Annotated in this window: 16 protein-coding genes; 10 read left to right on the top strand and 6 right to left on the bottom strand. The window is 69.6% G+C overall.

The genetic code is table 11. The features are described from left to right. Positions 1-304: 304 nt before the first annotated feature. The 3 genes from ACGFNU_RS14540 to ACGFNU_RS14530 all read left to right on the top strand — a co-directional run bounded on the left by ACGFNU_RS14540 (position 305) and on the right by ACGFNU_RS14530 (position 3,064). Complete coding sequence (locus ACGFNU_RS14540) at positions 305-1,138, top strand: MBL fold metallo-hydrolase (protein ID WP_392593654.1); 834 nt, start codon at positions 305-307, stop codon at positions 1,136-1,138. A gap of 192 nt (positions 1,139-1,330) precedes the next feature. Further along, positions 1,331-2,347 (top strand): Scr1 family TA system antitoxin-like transcriptional regulator, encoded by a 1,017-nt coding sequence (locus ACGFNU_RS14535; RefSeq protein WP_392594901.1) that lies wholly within the window; start codon positions 1,331-1,333, stop codon positions 2,345-2,347. 225 nt (positions 2,348-2,572) lie between these two features. Continuing rightward, positions 2,573-3,064 carry a hypothetical protein gene (locus ACGFNU_RS14530; RefSeq protein WP_392593652.1) on the top strand — a complete coding sequence of 164 codons (492 nt, stop codon included), beginning with the start codon at positions 2,573-2,575 and terminating at the stop codon, positions 3,062-3,064. A gap of 186 nt (positions 3,065-3,250) precedes the next feature. On the opposite strand, the gene ACGFNU_RS14525 is transcribed toward ACGFNU_RS14530, so the two are convergent. The 4 genes from ACGFNU_RS14525 to ACGFNU_RS14510 form a co-directional block, all read right to left on the bottom strand. Continuing rightward, positions 3,251-3,388, bottom strand: coding sequence for a hypothetical protein (locus ACGFNU_RS14525; RefSeq protein ID WP_392593650.1), 138 nt, complete (start codon positions 3,386-3,388; stop codon positions 3,251-3,253). 209 nt (positions 3,389-3,597) lie between these two features. Continuing rightward, positions 3,598-4,722: a 5-methyltetrahydropteroyltriglutamate--homocysteine S-methyltransferase gene (locus tag ACGFNU_RS14520; protein ID WP_392593648.1), complete on the bottom strand. Its 1,125-nt coding sequence runs from the start codon at positions 4,720-4,722 to the stop codon at positions 3,598-3,600. A gap of 110 nt (positions 4,723-4,832) precedes the next feature. After that, positions 4,833-5,786 (bottom strand): alpha/beta hydrolase, encoded by a 954-nt coding sequence (locus ACGFNU_RS14515; protein WP_392593647.1) that lies wholly within the window; start codon positions 5,784-5,786, stop codon positions 4,833-4,835. Positions 5,787-5,788: 2 nt separating this feature from the next. Continuing rightward, positions 5,789-7,738 carry a hypothetical protein gene (locus tag ACGFNU_RS14510; RefSeq protein ID WP_392593645.1) on the bottom strand — a complete coding sequence of 650 codons (1,950 nt, stop codon included), beginning with the start codon at positions 7,736-7,738 and terminating at the stop codon, positions 5,789-5,791. A gap of 222 nt (positions 7,739-7,960) precedes the next feature. On the opposite strand from ACGFNU_RS14510, the gene ACGFNU_RS14505 reads away from it, so the two are divergent. The 6 genes from ACGFNU_RS14505 (at position 7,961) to ACGFNU_RS14480 (ending at position 14,412) form a co-directional block, all read left to right on the top strand. Continuing rightward, positions 7,961-8,992: a LacI family DNA-binding transcriptional regulator gene (locus ACGFNU_RS14505; protein ID WP_392593643.1), complete on the top strand. Its 1,032-nt coding sequence runs from the start codon at positions 7,961-7,963 to the stop codon at positions 8,990-8,992. Position 8,993: 1 nt separating this feature from the next. Further along, the gene (locus ACGFNU_RS14500; RefSeq protein WP_392593641.1) at positions 8,994-10,622 is read left to right on the top strand and encodes an FAD-dependent oxidoreductase; all 1,629 of its coding nucleotides are present in this window, start codon (positions 8,994-8,996) and stop codon (positions 10,620-10,622) included. A gap of 15 nt (positions 10,623-10,637) precedes the next feature. Then, positions 10,638-11,894 carry an ABC transporter substrate-binding protein gene (locus ACGFNU_RS14495; protein ID WP_392593640.1) on the top strand — a complete coding sequence of 419 codons (1,257 nt, stop codon included), beginning with the start codon at positions 10,638-10,640 and terminating at the stop codon, positions 11,892-11,894. Further along, positions 11,894-12,847 (top strand): carbohydrate ABC transporter permease, encoded by a 954-nt coding sequence (locus ACGFNU_RS14490; RefSeq protein WP_392593638.1) that lies wholly within the window; start codon positions 11,894-11,896, stop codon positions 12,845-12,847. The genes ACGFNU_RS14495 and ACGFNU_RS14490 overlap by 1 nt, the downstream gene beginning before the upstream one ends. Next, positions 12,837-13,667: a carbohydrate ABC transporter permease gene (locus ACGFNU_RS14485; protein ID WP_392593636.1), complete on the top strand. Its 831-nt coding sequence runs from the start codon at positions 12,837-12,839 to the stop codon at positions 13,665-13,667. Before ACGFNU_RS14490 ends, ACGFNU_RS14485 begins: the two co-directional genes overlap by 11 nt. Positions 13,668-13,755: 88 nt before the next feature. Then, positions 13,756-14,412, top strand: a complete 657-nt coding sequence (locus ACGFNU_RS14480; RefSeq protein WP_392593635.1) for a S1 family peptidase — start codon at positions 13,756-13,758, stop codon at positions 14,410-14,412. Positions 14,413-14,484: 72 nt separating this feature from the next. Here the strand turns inward: ACGFNU_RS14480 and ACGFNU_RS14475 are convergent, their stop codons facing one another. Together ACGFNU_RS14475 and ACGFNU_RS14470 are read right to left on the bottom strand one after the other, a co-directional pair. After that, positions 14,485-15,732: a hypothetical protein gene (locus ACGFNU_RS14475; RefSeq protein ID WP_392593633.1), complete on the bottom strand. Its 1,248-nt coding sequence runs from the start codon at positions 15,730-15,732 to the stop codon at positions 14,485-14,487. A 110-nt stretch (positions 15,733-15,842) separates the two neighbouring features. Continuing rightward, positions 15,843-17,042: an alpha/beta fold hydrolase gene (locus ACGFNU_RS14470; RefSeq protein WP_392593631.1), complete on the bottom strand. Its 1,200-nt coding sequence runs from the start codon at positions 17,040-17,042 to the stop codon at positions 15,843-15,845. Positions 17,043-17,118: 76 nt separating this feature from the next. Here ACGFNU_RS14470 and ACGFNU_RS14465 point away from each other — a divergent pair, with 76 nt between their 5' ends. Beyond that, positions 17,119-17,718 (top strand): TetR/AcrR family transcriptional regulator, encoded by a 600-nt coding sequence (locus ACGFNU_RS14465; protein ID WP_392593629.1) that lies wholly within the window; start codon positions 17,119-17,121, stop codon positions 17,716-17,718. The last annotated feature ends 5 nt before the right edge of the window (positions 17,719-17,723 follow it).

Raw genomic sequence — 17,723 nt, 5'->3', positions numbered from 1 at the left:
CACCAGTACACCAGGTGGTCCACTCAGCGGCTCCCCGAGTGGACCTTCAGACTGGACCGCATCAGCCCCAGGCTCGACGGCATGGACCTCGGCCTCCTCCCGGCTCTCGCGTACGTCGTCCTGGCAGGGCAGGCCGCGCCAGCAAACAGAATGACCCTGACAGACAGACTCAAGGCAGGAGGCAACGAATGAACGACACCAATCCACAGACCGCGGATGGAAAGGTGCTCTGGCACCTCACAATGTCACTGGACGGCTTCGTGGCAGAGACGAACCGCGAGATGGACTCTACGAAGGAGTCACCGTGCTGACGCAGGTCGCGGAGGGTGTGCTGGTCCACCAGAGCGAGTTCGTCCAGAGCAACACCGTCGTCGTGCACGGCCGAGCCGGCGTGTTGCTCATCGACCCCGGGATCACAGGCGACGAAATGGCCTGCCTCGCGAACGATCTGGCCGGTTCGGACCAGACCGTTGTGGCGGGCTTCTCGACGCATCCGCATTGGGATCATCTGCTCTGGCACGCCCGGCTCGGCGCGGCTCCTCGTTACGCCACGGCCCGCTGCGCGGCCGCCGTCCGGGATCAGCTGTCGGAGCCGGGCGCGAAGGCCCGCGTCGCCGACCACCTGCTCGAGACGGAAATCGGCGGGCAGGTCCCGCTGGACCTGTACGGCCTCGTCACCGCCCTGCCCGCTGAGACGGCGCGGATTCCGTGGCACGGCCCGCAGGTCCGGATCATCGAGCACCAAGCGCATGCTCCGGGCCATGCGGCGCTGTTCATCGAGGAACGCGGGGTTCTCGTCGCCGGCGACACGCTCTCTGATGTCCTGGTTCCGATGCTCGACCTGGACCCCGCTGATCCGATCGAGGACTACCTCGCGGCGTTGCGGCTGCTGGAAGGTGTGGCGGGCGACGTCGATGTCGTCGTCCCCGGCCACGGTTCGGTCGGCGGAGCCGACCAGGTACACGCACGGGTCGAGCAGGATCGGGCGTACCTGCTCGCCTTGCGTGAGGGCCACGTTCCCAGTGACCCGCGGATCGGCCCAGCGGCCAAACCCGGCTGGGAATGGGTAAACGATGTGCACACCGGGCAAGCCCAGCGCCTCGCCCAAAAAAGCGAGCGCGACAAGACACCCGGCTAGCGGACGGCCGACGCTCTGGTACTCGGCGGCGGTGGCGAGTCGCTGCCGCTCGCGCCCTGATGCTGGGGTTCATGGAGGACTGGCGGTCGTCCAGCTCGCCCGCGCGATGTTCGCCGGACGTGACTACGTGATCCCCGAGGACGTCGCCCTGCCCGCCTCGCGCACCGCATCAGCCTGCGGCCCGAGTTGTGGGTGCGGCGCGTCACCAGCGGCGATCTCATCACCGAGATCCTGGGCGAGGTCCCCGACCTGGTCGTGCTGATCGACGCGACCTCGCAGGTGCTGGGACGTTGCGGAAGTCACGGATCACCGCCCCTGGTGGTGTCCGCGTCCGGCACGATTGGCCGGGGAGGTTTCCAGTTGACCAGTCGATCGCAGGGCACACCGAACATCAACATCCGACGGCTGGGGCTCTACCTACGTCGGACCCGGGAGATCGTTGAACTGTCCTACGAGGAGGCCGCCGCGCGTACCGGCTGCGAGGCCGACTGGCTGGCCCGGGTGGAGACCGGCTTCGCCCAGCCCACACCCGTCGAGGTCGAGCGGCTGCTGGAACGCTATGAAGTTCGCGCCGCCAAAGTGGCCGATCTGATGGTCGACCTGGCGACCCGGCTCAACGGCCCCGACTGGCTCGCGCCGCTGCTCCCAGAGATCAACGATCTCAAGCGGGACGCCCTCATCCCCGAGGCCGAGGCCTGTGTCGTCCGTTCCTACGGAATGCTTCAGGTGCCGCATCTGGCCCAGGCAGAACCGTACGTCCGCCTGCTCAACAATCACGCGCTCCCGCCCCGCAACCCGGAGGCCGAGTGGGAGACCATGCGCATGCGCCAGGCGTTCCGCGCCGGTGGACGGCCGCGCTTTCTCGATCTGATCATCGACGAGTCCACGCTGACCCGGATACCGGAGCCCGCGGTCATGATCCCTCAGGTCCAGTACCTGCTGGACCTGAGCGAACGGCCCGACGAGGCCAAGGTGCGGATCGTCCCCTCGAGCGCCCCGCTGTTCGAGGACCGTGCCAGCAACTTCGACGTCCTGGAGTTTCCTGGCATCAGCGACCGGATCAGCCTTGTTCATCATGTTCTCGGCATGGAACTGGCGACAGTCGACCTGAGTGACCTGTGGACCCTGATCGAGGACAAGTCGGCCCTCCCGCCCGATGACAGCCGCGACATCCTCCGAAGTCACCTGCAACGCCTGACCGTGTCGTGACGAGCACGTTCCGTTGTCCGGCTCCGGACGATCTGTGAGCTTGCAGGGATGCGTGGTTGGGCGACTGCGGTGCGTGCGGGATTGTTAGGGAAGTTTCAAAAGGGCGAGCGGATCCTGGAGGGACTAGCGAGAACAGGTTTCAGTTAGGGCGTGCCGATCCGGCGGGGGAGGCGGCATTCATCCGATCCAGGGCCTTCCGGCTCTGATTCGAGAGGAGCCCACGCCATGACCCGACTCTCGTCACGCACCATCCGGAGAATCTCTACCGCCGCCACCGTTCCGGCGCTGGCGGCGGGCGCCCTGGTCGCGCTGACCGCGGCGCCCGCCCATGCCACGATCAAGTGCGGGCCGACCAAGGAGCAGACGTCTCCCGTCGTCGGCCACGCCCTCCTGAAGGCCTGCATCGAGACGGACGGTTACCTCCGCAGGGCCTATATCCAGATGGATTACGCGCGGACCTACGGAGGCACGGACTGGGACAAGTTCATCGTCTATCCGCGCCTTGAGCGGAACGACGCCGACAAGGCGAAGGCTTCCTGCAACTGGACCTCCGACATGAACCGGTACACGTCCCTGAAGAAGTACTGCTTCACGCCGTGGACCAACTCGAACGCCATGGGCGGCTGGACGGGCGATGGTTCCTACACCTTCAACTTCAACCTTGACGGGTTGGGGGACAAGCACGGGTCCCTGGGCGGCTCGCCCAAGGTGAACTGAGCCGGTCCAGCGGCGACGACGAGCCGGGGCCTCTTCCAGAGGCCCCGGCTACGACTTGCTGATGGCCGAGCTTGCGCCCGCAAGGCCGCGGGAAGGGCTCATCGACGTCCAAGAGCGGGATCACCCGTGTGCTTGGCGCGGCTTGTTGCAGCAACTCGCGATCGTTCTCGGCCAGTTCGTTGAGCGTCAGCCGATACCAGATGAAACGGCCGTCTTCGAAGTGGCGCACCTCGGTTGTGCTTCGCTGAGCGCGATGGTGAGGCCGTCCTGTAGGGCCAGCGTGTAGGCCTCTTCGATTTCCACTTTGGCGAGATGGCCGAGCACGGCGGGCGACCCTCGCGGTTTCAACCCGCGTGGTTACGTCCGCGGCGATGGAGTCACCGCGCCGTGGTCTACAACGGGCTCAGCTCCGACGGAAGCCACATGCACGAGCTGGCGCTGGTCGGCAATGCCTGGCGGCATACCACCACATCTTCGAGGTCACCCGCTGACGCAAGGCTCTGACCTTCTGGCGGGCAGGCCCCGTCAGGAGGTCAGCCCCAGATCTCCTCGGCGGTCTCGACGATGAGGCGGAGTTTGGCCTTCTGCTCGTCGTGGCTGAGCACGTTGCCTTCCACGGTGGAGGAGAAGCCGCATTGCGGCGAGAGGCAGAGCTGTTCGATCGGAACGTGGCGGCTTGCGGCCTCGATGCGGCGCTTCAGGTCGTCCTTGGTCTCCAAGGTGCCGCGTTTGGTGGTGACCAGGCCGAGCACGACGGTCTTTCCCTTGGGGACGAAGCGCAGCGGCTCGAATCCGCCTGATCTGTCGTCGTCGTACTCCAGGAAGAATCCGTCGACGTTCAGTTCGCTGAACAGCGCCTCGGCGACGAAGTCGTAGCCGCCCTGCGCGGTCCAGGCGGATCGGAAGTTGCCGCGGCACATGTGGGTGGTGACCGCCATGCCCTCGGGGCGTCCGGCGAGCGCGCCGTTGATCTGCCGGATGTAGCGCAGGTGCAGATGGTCGGCGTCGTCGCCGCGCTCGGTGATCATCGCGCGCTGGGCGGGGTCGTTGAGGTAGGCGAGGCTGGTGTCGTCGAACTGCAGGTAGGTGCAGCCAAGCTCGCCCAGGTGCCGTACTTGTTCGGCGTAGGCGGCGGCCAGGTCGGACCAGAACTCCTCGACGTCGGGGTAGACGGCCGGATCGATGGACGCCGGGCCGCCGCGGTAATGGACCATGTTGGGGGACGGGATCGTGAGCTTGGGCGTCACGCCGGTCCCGGCCGTCAGGTCGCGCAGGTAGCCGAAGTCGTCGGCGAAGATGGTCTCGTCGAGGCGGATCCGGTCGTGCACCCGCAGGGCGGCGGTGGTGAACTCGATGTCGCCGTTCTCGCGGTGGAACTGGACCTTGATCTGCTCGTCGGCCGGGCTGATCCCGCCGAGCCGGTAGATGAAGTCCATGTGCCAGGAGGCGCGGCGGAACTCGCCGTCGGTCGCCGAGCGCAGGCCCGCCTCGTTCTGCATGGCCACCACCGACCGGATGGCCTCGTCCTCGATGGCGTGCAGCTCGTCGGGTTTGATTCGCCCGGCGGCGTGGTCGGCCCGGGCGCGCAGCAACTCGGGCGGTCGAAGCAGGCTTCCGACATGGTCGGCGCGAAACGGTGGGGTCGTTCTGGCGGCCATGACGCTCCTCTCACACCTTTTCCATCACCCTAATACGGACAGGGGAGGCTCAATCAGCCGTAGAAGTCGGATGCGCGCGGCCTGGCTGTGGGTTCGATCGCTTGACGGGGCTACGCGGGTGTGCGGTGAGTGAATGCGCGCAGCAGGGCCGCTACCTGCTCCGCGCGGGCGCGCTGGACGAGGCCGGTCACCGGCAGCGGGGCGTCGTCGAAACCGTGGAAGGCCCCGGGCCACAGGTGGAACTCGACGGAGACGCCGGAGCGCACCAGCCGCAGCGCGTAGTCGGCGCACTCGTCGCGGAAGACCTCCAGCTCGCCGACGTCCAGGTAGGCCGGCGGAAGCCCGGACAGATCGGTGGCGCGGGCGGGGGCCGCGTAGATGGGAACGTCGGGCCCGCCCGCGGCCGCGCCGAGCAGGGACGACCAGCCGAAGACGTTGAAGGCGCGCGGCCAGGTGATCGCCTCGGCGAAGGCCGCGCTGGACGGGGTCGCGTCCCGATCGTCGAGCATGGGGCAGAGCAGGAGCTGGAAGATCAGGGAAGGGCCGTCCCGGTCGCGGGCCAGCAGGGCGGTTCCCGCGGCCAGGCCGCCGCCCGCGCTGATGCCGCCGATGGCCAGGCGCGACGCGTCGATGCCGAGCGTGGCGGCGTTCTTCCAGGTCCAGACGAGCCCGGCGTAGCAGTCCTCCACGGGGGTCGGGTGGGGATGCCGCGGGGCCAGCCGGTAGTCGACCGAGACGGCCACCGCTCCCGTCTCGGCGACATACCGCGACACCCGGGCGTCGTCCCCCTCGGGAGAGCCGAGGATCATCCCGCCGCCGTGAATCCAGTAGAGGCAGGGAGCGTCCGGTGCGGCGTCCGCCGGGCGGTAGATCCGCACCCGGATCCCCGAACCGGCGATGACCCTGTCCTCCACCCGCACGTCCGGCAGCGGCGGCGCGGCGGCCTTCTTCCGCAGCTCCCGCAGGTCGTTCAGCTCGTCCGGGGACAGGCGGGTGTAGTCGACCCTGGCCAGGGGCGACCGGGTCAGGGCTTCGCGCAGTTCGGGGTCCAGGTTCGGATGCATGGTCAGTACGCGAGCCCGATCGACAGGTCGAGGTTCCCGTCGTGCTGGACGAGCAGGATGTGGGTACGCCGCGCGCCGTCCAGCAGGTAGACCGACGACGGCCTGAAGCTCACGGTTCGTGGCCCGCCCCACCGGAACCGGACGACGCCCCCGCGCCGGTGCAGGTCCAGGCCGTCGGCGGTGGTCGTGACCGAGCCGCCGAAGGGAGCCCTCGTCCCGTTGGTGAAGACGACGGTGTCGTCGGGACGCAGCACGAGCGGGATCTGCTCACCGGCCGCCGAGGTCGCGCGGACCGACCTGGTCAGCCGCCCGTCGGCGGCCGTCACGGTGGTGACCACCGACGAGGTGGGGGTGCGGAAGCGGAAGGCGTAGGGCGAACCGCCGAGGAACTCGACGGGCTGGGGGCCGTCGGCGTCCGCGACCTGGCCGGGGAAGACCGTCGCCCAGCAGCCGTGGTCGTTGTTGTTCAGCGACTGGATCACGGTTCCCGCGACCGGGTGCCACAGGAACGTCAAACCGGTGCGTGAATAGTCGGTGGCCCGGCGCGTCCCGAAGTAGCCGCCCAGATAGAGGTCGCGTCTGCGGAGGAAGAGGAACTCCTGGCCGAGGTCACTGCGGCGCTCGGTGAAGTGCTTCGACGCCAGGTACGGCAGCCGCTTGATCGCCGCGTTCTTGCGGTTCCGGGTCGCGAAATGCTCGCGGTAGAGCCCGTGGGCGATGATGCGCGGCGAGGTGTCGGGCTTGACGAGGGCGGGGACAGGCGCGGAATCGGCGGCCCAGGCCCGGCGGGCGGCGGCGAGATCCTCGCGCGCCGACAGGAACGCCCCGAGCGAGGGGACGTCCGGGACGAACCGTCCGTTCAGCGCGGTCCGGTCCGGATCGGGCCTGGTGTCGTCGTAGAACAGGGCGCTGGTGCGGGACGACGGCGCGATATTGGTGATCCAGCCTGACCCGTCCGGCTCGCGCAGCATGTTGTAGCCGAGCCAGCCCGTGTAGGCGGACGCCATCCTCACGAGGCGGGAGTCGCCGGTCTGCAGCCAGCAGTCGGCCAGCTCAGGCAGCATCACCTCGAAGTTGTAGTTCATGTCGGCCCCGGACTTCTCGTAGAAGAAGCCCGCGGGGCTCTGCCCGTCGGCGGCCAGCCGTCCGATCGCGGCCTTGAGCTGCGAGCGCAGGGCCGCGTCCGGATCCTGTCTGAGGGCGAGGGCCGACCCGGAGAGCCCGGCGGTGACCTGGTTGGAGAAGGTCAGGTCGCTCTGCCAGACGCCACCGTTGGCCGGATTGAGGAGCCACGTCATGGCCTTCCGCAGCGACGCGGTGATCTGGGCACGGCGGGCGGGCAGCGCGTTCGCCGACCGCAGCAGCGACTGGACCTTGCTGAGGTAGCCGAGCGCGAACCCCGTCGCCGGAAGGGAGTGCTCGCCGCCGGAGTACTCGGGCCAGCTGCCGTCGGAGTGTTGCAGCCGCAGGTAGTAGCCGATGGCCGCGTCGAGCCCGGCGAGCAGCGCGGGGTCGCCCGAGTAGGGGTTCCAGCGGCGGTCCTTGGCGTAGAACCAGGCCAGGGTCAGGACGTGCTCCTGCACCCGGGCGTTCGTGGCGTTGGCGGGCGAGCGCCACCAGCCGCCGGTGAAGAAGCCGTAGTCGGCGTCGGCGTCGGAGATCCCGTTGACCATCGGGGCGAGCGACACCAGGTAGGGCGCGACACGCTGCTCCGCCGGCGCGAAGGCCCGCCGCGAGATCCGGCCGAGCCCGGCCAGGTCGGGCAGCGGCCCCGCGGCGGCGGCCGAGCTCGCGGCGGCGCCCCGTCCGGCGGCCTGGCCAGCAGCGGCCTGGCCTGCGGCGGACGCGCGGCTCGCAGCGGAGGCAGTGCCAGCGGGCAGTGCGGTGAGCAGTGCTGCCGCTCCCGCTCCGGTCAGCAGACCACGACGGCTGATGTCTCTGGGTTCGAACACCGTGCCAGCTCCTCGGGGGGTGGTGCGGCGACCCTCGCCCTCGGTGACGACGAAAGGTCCGGCTGGCCGCACAGTCTCATCGTCGGCCAGATCCGTCGTCAAGGTGATAATGCGAATTACTACAGGGAAAATCACCTCTTGACAGCGGCGGGAACGGCATCTCAGAATGAGGCCCGCCGAACTGCCAATGCGCATTATCACCAGATTGGGCTACTACCTACCGTGACCCCTCCCAGGCGCCTGACCCAGCAGGACATCGCCCGGATGGCCGGCGTGAGCCAGACGACGGTGTCGATGGTGCTGAACAACCGCACCGACACCGAGGTGCGCATCTCACCCGAGACCCGCGAGCGCGTCCTGCGCGTGATCCGCGAGACCGGCTACATCGCCGATCCCGCCGCGCGCAGGCTCGCCGAGCGGCGCAACCGGATCATCGGCGTGTTCACCTACGAGGCCGTGTTCCCCTCGGCGAGCGCCGACTTCTACCATCCGTTCCTGCTCGGGATCGAGGAACGGGCCGAGGACGCGGGCTGCGACCTGCTGCTGTTCACCAGCGCCAAGGCGGCCTCGGGGGAGCAGCGGCGGATCTTCAACGCCGACAGCCGGATCCGGCTGGCCGACGGCTGCCTCCTGCTGGGCCGCACCGTCGATCGCGACGATCTCGCCCGGCTGCTGGCCGAGGGCTTCCCCTTCGTCTCGATAGGCCGACGCGACGACGCGGGCGGGCCCGTCCCGTATGTCGGGGTGGACTATCCACCTGCGGTCCGCGCCCTGGTCGAGCGGGTCACGGCGCTCGGCCACACCCGGCTGGCCTATGTCGGGGCGGGGGAGGGCGGCGAATCGCGGACCGACCGCATGCGCGGCTTCCGCGACGCGGCCGGCCCCCGTGCTCTCCATCTCCCCGTCGGAGCGGGTGACCACGCCGCGATCCTGGACGAGCTGAGCGCGGCGGACGTGACCGCCGTGTTCGTCGAGGAACCGGCCGACGGCACCGCCCTGGCCGAGGCCGCCAAGGCCCGCGGCCTCTCGATCCCCGACGACCTGTCGATCCTGGTGCTCGGCGCGCCCGACTGGAAGCCCGGCGACCGGGGACCCGGCTTCACCGGCTTCCGCATCCCGCGGCGCGAGATCGGCTGGCGGGCCGTCGAGCTGCTGACGGACGTCCTCGAACGAGGCGGAATGCCCCAGGAACTGCTCCCATGCGAGCCCGTCGAGGGAACCACGCTCGCAGCCCCCCGCAACCGGAAGGCTTGATGTGCACGAGATCCATGCGGACGCGGTCGTCGTCGGCGGCGGGCTGGGCGGCGTCGCCGCCGCGCTGGCCCTGCTGCGGGCCGGCCGCACCGTGGTCCTGTCCGAGGAGTTCGACTGGCTCGGCGGCCAGCTCACCAGCCAGGCCGTGCCGCCGGACGAGCCGTCCTGGGTGGAGAACCTCGGCGTCACGGCCTCCTACCGGGCGCTGCGCGAGGGCGTCCGCCGCTACTACCGCGACCACTACCCGCTCACCGAGGCGGCGCGGGCGGCCCGCGAGTTCAATCCGGGCGGCGGCCATGTCAGCAGGCTGTGCCATGAGCCGCGCGTCGCGGTGGCGGTGATCGAGGCGATGCTCGCCCCTTACCGGGGATCGGGCCGGCTGCGCGTGCTCCAGCCGTACCGGCCGGTCGCCGCCACCGTGGACGGCGACCGCGTCACCTCCGTAACGCTCGCGGCCGTCACAGGTGCGGGCAACACGGACGCCGGCGGCGCGGACGAGGTGGTCGTCACCGGCGCCTACATCCTGGACGCCACCGAGACCGGCGAGCTCCTCCCGCTGACCGGCACCGAGTACGTCACCGGCTTCGAGGCGCAGGCCGAGACCGGTGAGCCGAGCGCCCCCGCCGAGTCGCAGCCGCTCAACATGCAGGCCGTCTCGGTGTGCTTCGCGATGGACCACGTCGACGGCGACCACACCATCGATCGTCCCGCCTCCTACGACTACTGGCGCGACTACCAGCCGTCCTTCTGGGGCGACAAGCTCCTGTCCTGGCGCTGCCCCAACCCGCGCACGCTCGAAATCATGGAGCGTTCCTTCACGCCCAACCCGGACGACGACCCGCTCGCCGTCGTGGCCGACCAGCGGATCAGCCCCGGCGACGGCAACCTCTGGACGTTCCGAAGGATCGCCGCCCGCCGCAACTTCCTGCCCGGCACCTACGCCAGCGACATCACCCTCGTCAACTGGCCGATGATCGACTACCTGGAGGGGCCGGCCTTCGACGTCCCCGACGCGGCCGAGCACCTCGCCGCGGCCCGCGAGCTGTCGAAGTCGGTCCTGTACTGGATGCAGACCGAGGCGCCCCGCCACGACGGCGGCACCGGCTACCCCGGCCTGCGGCTGCGCGGCGACGTCACCGGCTCCGCCGACGGCCTCGCCCAGGCCCCCTACATCAGGGAGTCGCGCCGGATCAGGGCGCTGTACACCGTCACCGAACAGGACCTGTCGCTGGCCGTGCGCGGCGACAAGGGCGCGGTCTCCTACGCCGACTCCGTCGGCATCGGGATGTACCGGATCGATCTGCACCCCTCGACCGGAGGCGACAACTATCTCGACGTCGCCTGCTCGCCGTTCGAGATCCCGCTCGGCGCGCTGATCCCCCGGCGCGTCGCCAACCTGCTGCCCGCGAGCAAGAACATCGGCACCACCCACATCACCAACGGCGCCTACCGCCTGCATCCGGTCGAGTGGAACGCGGGGGAGGCGGCGGGCGCGCTCGCCGCGTTCTGCCTCGACCGCGCCACCACGCCGCACGCCGTCCGGGAGGACGAGACCCTGCTGGCCGACTTCCAGCACCGCCTCATCCGGGACGGCGTCAGCCTTCGCTGGCCCGAGATCGTCGGATACTGAGGAGACCTCCACCCCATGAAACTCCGCGCCCTCGCCGCCGCCTCCGTCGCGGCACTGCTCGCCACCACCGCCGCGTGCGGCGGCGGCTCGTCGGGCGACCAGAAGCCGCACGCGCTGCGCATGACGATCTGGACCTCCAACGACGCCCATCTGAAGCTCTTCAACGAGATCGCCGCCGACTACAAGAAGGCCCACCCGGACATCACCGAGATCAAGTTCGACCCGATCCCGGTCGAGTCCTACACCACCACCTTGACCACCCAGCTGGCCGGCGGGAAGGCCCCCGACCTGGCCTGGATCCTGGAGAGCTCGGCCCCCGACTTCGTGGCGTCCGGCGCGCTCGCCCCGCTCAAGTCGAAGATCGAGAACAACACGGAGCTGGTGCCGTCCACGACGAAGCTGTGGGAGAAGGACGGCGAGCTGTACGCCTACCCGTTCTCCACCTCGCCGTTCGGCGTGTTCGTCAACACCGACGCGCTCAAGAAGGCCGGGCAGGACTCCCCGCAGAAGCTGATCAAATCGGGCGACTGGACGTGGGAGAAGGTCGCGGCCGTCAACGCCGCGGTCGCCGCGAAGGGCGGCAAGGGGCTCGTCATCCGCGACTTCGACTACAAGAACTGGGACAACCTCGCCTCGGTCTGGACGGGCTGGGGCGCCCGCGCCTGGAGCGAGGACGGGAAGACCTGCGGGTTCAACAGCCCGGAGATGACCGGGGCGATGACCTTCCTGCACAAGGCGATCTTCACCGACAAGGCGGTGCCGGGCCCCGGCACCACGGTCGACTTCTTCACCGGTGACGCCGCGATGACGATCACCCAGATCTCCCGTGCGTCGCTGTTGAAGGACGCGAAGTTCGGCTGGGACCTCGTCCCGCTGCCGTCCGGGCCGAAGGGCGAGTACTCCGTGATCGGCCAGGGCGGGCTCGGCGTCCTGAAGAAGTCCAAGAACGCCGCGGCGGCCGCCGACTTCCTCGCCTTCTTCACCAACCAGGCCAACTCGGCCAAGCTCGCGGCCTACTTCCCGCCGCCGCGCTCCTCGCAGCTCAACACCGAGACCCTGGCCAAGAGCAATCCGCTGCTCAAGCCCGCCCAGCTGGAGAAGGTCGTCGTGAACGGCATCGGCAAGGGCGTCGTCAAGCCGAGCCACACCGGCCAGGCGGAGCTGGCGCAGACCGTCCGGGCGTCGCTCGACCCGCTGTGGAAGCCCGGCGCGGACGTCAAGTCGGTGCTCGACGGGGTCTGCACGAAGATCCAGCCACTGCTGGGGTCGTGATGACCGCGACCCAACCGCGGACCCGGAGGGCGGGGGCGGCCAAGACCGCCGCCCCCGCCCCCCGGGGCTCCTACTGGACGATCCGGCGCCGCGACAACCTCGTCGGCTACCTGATGGCCGCGCCCCAGCTCGCCGGCACGGTGCTGTTCGTGCTCGTGCCGCTCGGGCTGGTGTTCTGGTACAGCCTCCACGAGTGGAACGTGCTGGCCGGGACGTTCGAGTTCACCGGCGGCGAGAACTACGGCAAGCTCGTGGACGACCCGAAGCTGCGGTCGGTGCTCGGCGCGACCGTCCTGTTCTCGATCGGGCTCGTGGTGCTCAATCTGAGCCTCGCGCTCGCACTGGCCGTGCTGCTCAACCAGCGGCTGCGCGGGACGGTCGTCTTCCGGACCCTGTTCTTCTCGCCGGTCGTGGTCTCGCTGGTCGCCTGGACGATCGTCTGGCAGTTCCTGCTCCAGTCCAACGGCGGGGTCAACGGGCTGCTCGACGTGTTCGGGGTGACCGGGCCGAACTGGCTGCGGGGGGAGTCGACCGCGATGGCGTCGGTCGTGGTCGTCCAGGTGCTCAAGAACGTGGGGCTCAACATGGTGCTGTTCCTCGCGGCGCTCCAGGGCGTCCCGCGGCAGCTGTACGAGGCCGCCGAGCTCGACGGGGCCGGCGCGTGGACCCGGTTCCGGCGGGTGACCCTGCCGCTGATCAGCCCGACCATCCTGCTGACCTCGATCATCACCGTCGTGGGGTCGTTGCAGGTGTTCGCGCAGATCGCGGTGCTCACCCAGGGCGGGCCGGGGACGTCCACCACGGTGCTCGTCTACTACCTGTACCAGCAGGCATTCCAGTTCCATCACTTCGGGTACGGGGCCACCCTGTCGGTCCTGCTGTTCGCGATCGTCGCCGCGCTGACCTTCCTGCAGTGGCGGATGCGGCGGAGGTGGGTCTTCCATGAGTCGTAGAGCGAAACTGTCCCTGTACGGCGTGATGCTGGTGCTGTGCGTGCCGTTCGTCTTCCCGACCTGGTGGATGGTCACCGCCTCGTTCCAGCCGGCCGCGGACGTGTTCGACTTTCCCGCGTCGCTGCTGCCCAGCCGGTTCGATCTCGCGGCGTACCGCCAGGCGGCCGAGCTCCAGCCGTTCGCGCGGCAGTACTTCAACAGCCTGTACATCGCGCTGGCCGTCACGGCGGGGACGATGATCGTCTCGTCCATGGCCGGATACGCCTTCGCGCGGATCAGGTTCCCCGGGCAGAACGTCCTGTTCGTGGTGGTGCTGACAGGGCTGCTGATCCCGAGCGAGGTGACGATCGTCCCGCTGTTCCAGATGTTCCAGAAGGCGGGGATGGTCGACACGCACTGGCCGCTCATCCTCGTGCCGATCCTGGGAGCGCCGAGCGTGCTGGCGACGTTCATCATGCGGCAGTTCTTCATCACGCTGCCCGACGAGCTGGAGGACGCCGCGCGGGTGGACGGCCTCGGCCGCTTCGGGACCTTCTACCGGGTCGCCCTGCCCCTGGCCAGGCCGGCCCTGGGCGCTGTAGCCATCTTCACCTTCCTGCACTCCTGGAACCTCTACCTGGAGCCCGTGGTGTTCCTGTCGTCGAAGGACATGTTCACCCTGCCGCAGGCGCTCACCCAGTTCGTGGACGCCTATGGCGGGCCGATGTGGAACGTCCAACTGGCCGCGGCGACGATGTCGACCCTGCCGATCCTGGTGGTGTTCGTCCTGGCCCAGCGACAGTTCATCGAGGGCCTGGCCCATTCAGGCCTGAAGGGCTGAGCACTCGCCACGGCCACAAGGGGTGGACCCGAACTGCCTTTCATGGTCTCAATGACAGGAGCATCCCTCTGCTCCCCGGGAGAGACCGATGATCCGGAGTCTTGTCTTCCTCGCCGCCGTCCCTGTCGCCGCGTCCGTGACCACCCTGCCCGCGACCGCCGCCGCCCCCGAAACAGCGGTGATCTACGACGTCCGGGGCGGTGACACCTTCACCACGTCGCCCTCAGGAGGCCGATGCACGATCGGGTTCTCGGTGACCAGCGGTTACATCACGTCCGGCAAGTGCGCCTCGGCAGGCCAGTCGACCGTGGGCCACAACGGAGTCGCGCAAGGCACCGTCCAAGGATCGTCCTTTCCAGGCGAGACCAGCGCGTGGGTACGGACGAACGCGAGCTGGCGCCCCCGGGGCCTGGTCAACCGTCACGGCGGCACGGACGTGACGGTGCGCGGCTCCACCCCGGCACCGGTCGGCGCGGCCGCCTGCATGTCGGGCCCGGTCGGTGGCTGGCGATGCGGGACCATCACCGGCAGGAACCTCACCGTCAACTTCCCCGAGGGCAGCATCACCGGCCTGATCCGCACGAACATCTGCGCCTTCCCCGGCGAGACCGGTTCCCCGCTGATCGCGAACGGCCAGGCGCAGGGCATCCTCATCGGCTCATCGGGATCCGGCACCTGCTCGTCGTTCTTCGTCCCCGTGGCCGAGATCCTCTCCGCCTACGGCCTCACCCTCGTCACCGAATGAGAGTCATCAGGCAGGCGAGCAGCGGGAAGCCCCGGCCGGCGCGGCCGGGGCTTGGCGTCGTCGTACGAGCGGTCACCTGGTGAGCAGGCGAGTGCCCGGCCATCGTTCGAGGAGCCGGTTGGTCTCGGTGAAGTTGATGTAGTTGCTGGCGAAACCGCCGCTGCTGACCAGGCCCCGGCTGTGCAGGCCCCAGTCGCCGCGCCAGGACCACACCGGCCCGCCGCTGTCACCTTCGTAGGAACCCGGCCCGCATCCTGGATCGGCCAGGGCGCGAACGCCCATCCGCTGGTAGCCGTTGTCGCCGATCCACCAGTACTCCTCGTCGACCACGGTCAGGCAGATCTGGTCGCTGATGTATCCGCTGTGGCAGACCCGCTCGTTGTCGTAGGACCACAGCGAGTCGCGGAAGTGCGTCCAGTTCTCGCCGAAGTAGAACACCCCGCTCCAGGTGTTGGTCGCGATGGACGCGGCGTCGGTCAGGGTGTCGTGCGACACGACGCGGCCGACGGGGGAGCCGCCCGCGGTGGAGATCTGCGTGCCCGGGTTGAAGCAGTGCCCCGCGGTCATCAGGTACGTCACGTTGCTCTGGGCGATCGAGTACGCGGTGGAGCAGTTCCCGAGCAGGGGATGACCCATGTAGGTGCCTGACGCGAACGGCGGGTAATCGTCAGCTCTGCTGAGTACCCCTACGGTCTCCTTGGCCACGGGGGCGTCCTTGCTGCGTTCGCCGCGCCGGAAGGACACGTCGACACCGGGAGCCGCGCCGGTGAAGGCCCGTGTCTGCATGAGCGAGGTGGCCTTGGCTGGGTCTGGCACGTCCACGGCGAGCCCATCAGGCTTGATTGAGACTCCGTACACCTCGGTACCGGCCTGCTTCAGCTGCGGAACGGACTTGAAGAACCGCTCGCGGGCGGTCTCAAGCTCGGCGCGACTGTATTTGCTCTGGTGGACCTCGACCTTCACCTGCTTGCGCACGCGGGAATCGACCCGTCCGCGCGCGGCGGCGACCACCGTGCGGGCGCGATCGACGTCCTTGGCGAAGACGGTGACACGCTGGGCCTTCTCATCCACCTTGATGCTGGCGAACGCGCCCGCGTACGGCGCCTTGGTGCCCCACTGCGCGAGGTCGCCGATCGCGCTCGCGAACCTCGCGGCCGAGTCCGGCGCGCCGTCGCCCTGACCGGCCGCCTTGGCGCAGGCCGCCGCGGCGGCGTCGGCGGTGCCCGACAGCACCGTCGTCAACGCGGCTGTGCTCGCCACGACGACCAGCAGCCTCGACCATCTTCCTGAGCCGCCACCACGAAAACGTTTGAGAGCCATGCCGATCCTCCATGATCAGCTCGTTTCGTGTGCAAAAGGATCTGTACGTGTCTCATAGTCCGCGTTCGTCTTTGCGTGAGCCTTGCGCGAACCTTGCGGCTGTTTTGACCTCAGACGAGGGACGGATCGGCGAGGGCCAGGGCGGCGACGTCGGGGACGTAGGCCGCCAGCACGGCGACGAGGGCACGGATGTCGCGGCGGGCTTCGGGGGTGAGCGCAGCGTTGCGGGCGACGTCGAGCTCGTTGGCGATGGTGAGCAGAGCGAAATCGGTGAGATCGGCATCGGCCAGCGCGATGACCTCACCGGTGAACCGATCGGTGAGGGGGAGCGGCGATGCGCCGAGGCGGGTGTAGGTCGTGCTTCGGTCGCAGGCGTCGTAGAGGTAGACGAGAGACTCGGCTTCGTCGCCGATCGCCGCTTGCAGGCGGCCTCGCCGCCCGCGCGGCAGCAGCGCGTGCGGGAAGCCGTCGGTGCCGTAGGCGGCGTGGCAGAGCGCGGCGAGGCGCACGCGCCGACCGCCACCCCAGCTCTCCACCAGCTCGCACACCCGCTGGAGGTGGTCGAGCAGGTTTCCGCCGGGGTGGGCGACCTGCCCCGCGCCGAGATCGCGCAGGAGCGCCAGCGCCGGCCACTCGGCGGTGACGGTGGCGATGGCTTCGGCCAGCGCCGCAGGTTGGTCCCGGGCGACGAGATGTCCGGCACCGGAGATGCGGATCACCGTTGCCTGCGGAGCCAGGCGCAGTAGCTTGTCGACGTCCTCGCCGGTCACGGCGGACCCGTCGCCGCCTCGGACGAGCAGGACGGGCAGGTCGAGCCCCGCGAGATTGTGCCGCAGCCGTGGAACTTGGCCGAGAATGTCGTCGACGAGCTCGGTGTGGGTGCCGAGCAGGCCGCCGGCAGCGAGGAAGCCGCGGACCCGGCGGGGCTCGAGGTCGGGGACGACGTCCACCAGCACGAGACCCGCCAGTCTCGTTCGCACCGCCGGATCCTCAAGGGCGGCGACGGCGGCGAGCCCGCCCAGCGAGGCGCCGACCACCACGCAGCCCGGCGGTTCGGCGTGGAGCATGGCGGCCACGTCGCCGGCGTAGGGCGCGAGCGCCCGCGGGAAGCCGCCACTGTCGCCGTGCCCGCGCTGATCGAAGGCCACGCACCGCAACCCGGCGCCGGTGAGGACGTCGATCACCGGCGTCCACACCCGGCGGCGCTCACCACCGGCATGGAGCAGTAGGACGGTCGGCCCGGCACCCGACTCGTCCCCCCGGAGGACCGCGTCGGGCCGGACGATTCGGCGTGCACGCGGGTCGGTCATGGCGGCTCCATACCTTGTGGCGTCAAGGTAAGACGGTAGGCGCCCTACCTTGGTTGGTCAAGGTAAGGTGATCGGCGTGACACCTTCGCGTGTGCGCCGTCCGCCCGAGGAGGCGCGGCGCCTGATCCTGGACGCGGCCGAAGGCCTGCTGGCCGAAGGCGGCGTGGCCGCCGTCCAGGTCCGGGCGATCGCCACTCGCGTCGGCATGACCGATGCGGGGGTCAGCCACCACTTCGGGACGCGTGACCGCCTCCTGGCGGCTCTGCTGCGCCACGGCGGCCGGACGATCCGGGCCGGGGTGGAGGAGGTGCTGGAGTCCTGGCTCGACCGCGGCGCCGACCTAGGTGAGCTGGTCGGCGCCTTGGCGGCCTTCTACCGCCGGGGCTACGGCGAGCTGGCCGTGGCGCTGCACGCCGCCGGGTGGCGCGACGACGGGTCGGGGATGCTCGCCCCGGTCGTCGACGCGCTCCACGCCCTGCGACCCGACGCCGGCGACACGCCCGTCGAGGACACCCGGCTCGCCGTCGCCGCTCTCCACCAGGCCCTGGCCACCGAGCCCCTCTACGGCCCGGCGTTCCGCCGCAGCGCCGGCCTCACCGGCGGGGAGGCCACCGCCTCCGAGCCCCAGCTCGGCTGGTGGACCACCCACCTCGCCCGCTCGCTCGGCCTCCAGTAGCGGCC

The organism is Spirillospora sp. NPDC048911, from assembly GCF_043198015.1.
GTDB lineage: Bacteria > Actinomycetota > Actinomycetes > Streptosporangiales > Streptosporangiaceae > Spirillospora.
Note: the sequence above shows the minus strand (reverse complement) of the source record. Positions and strands in the feature narration are given on the sequence as shown.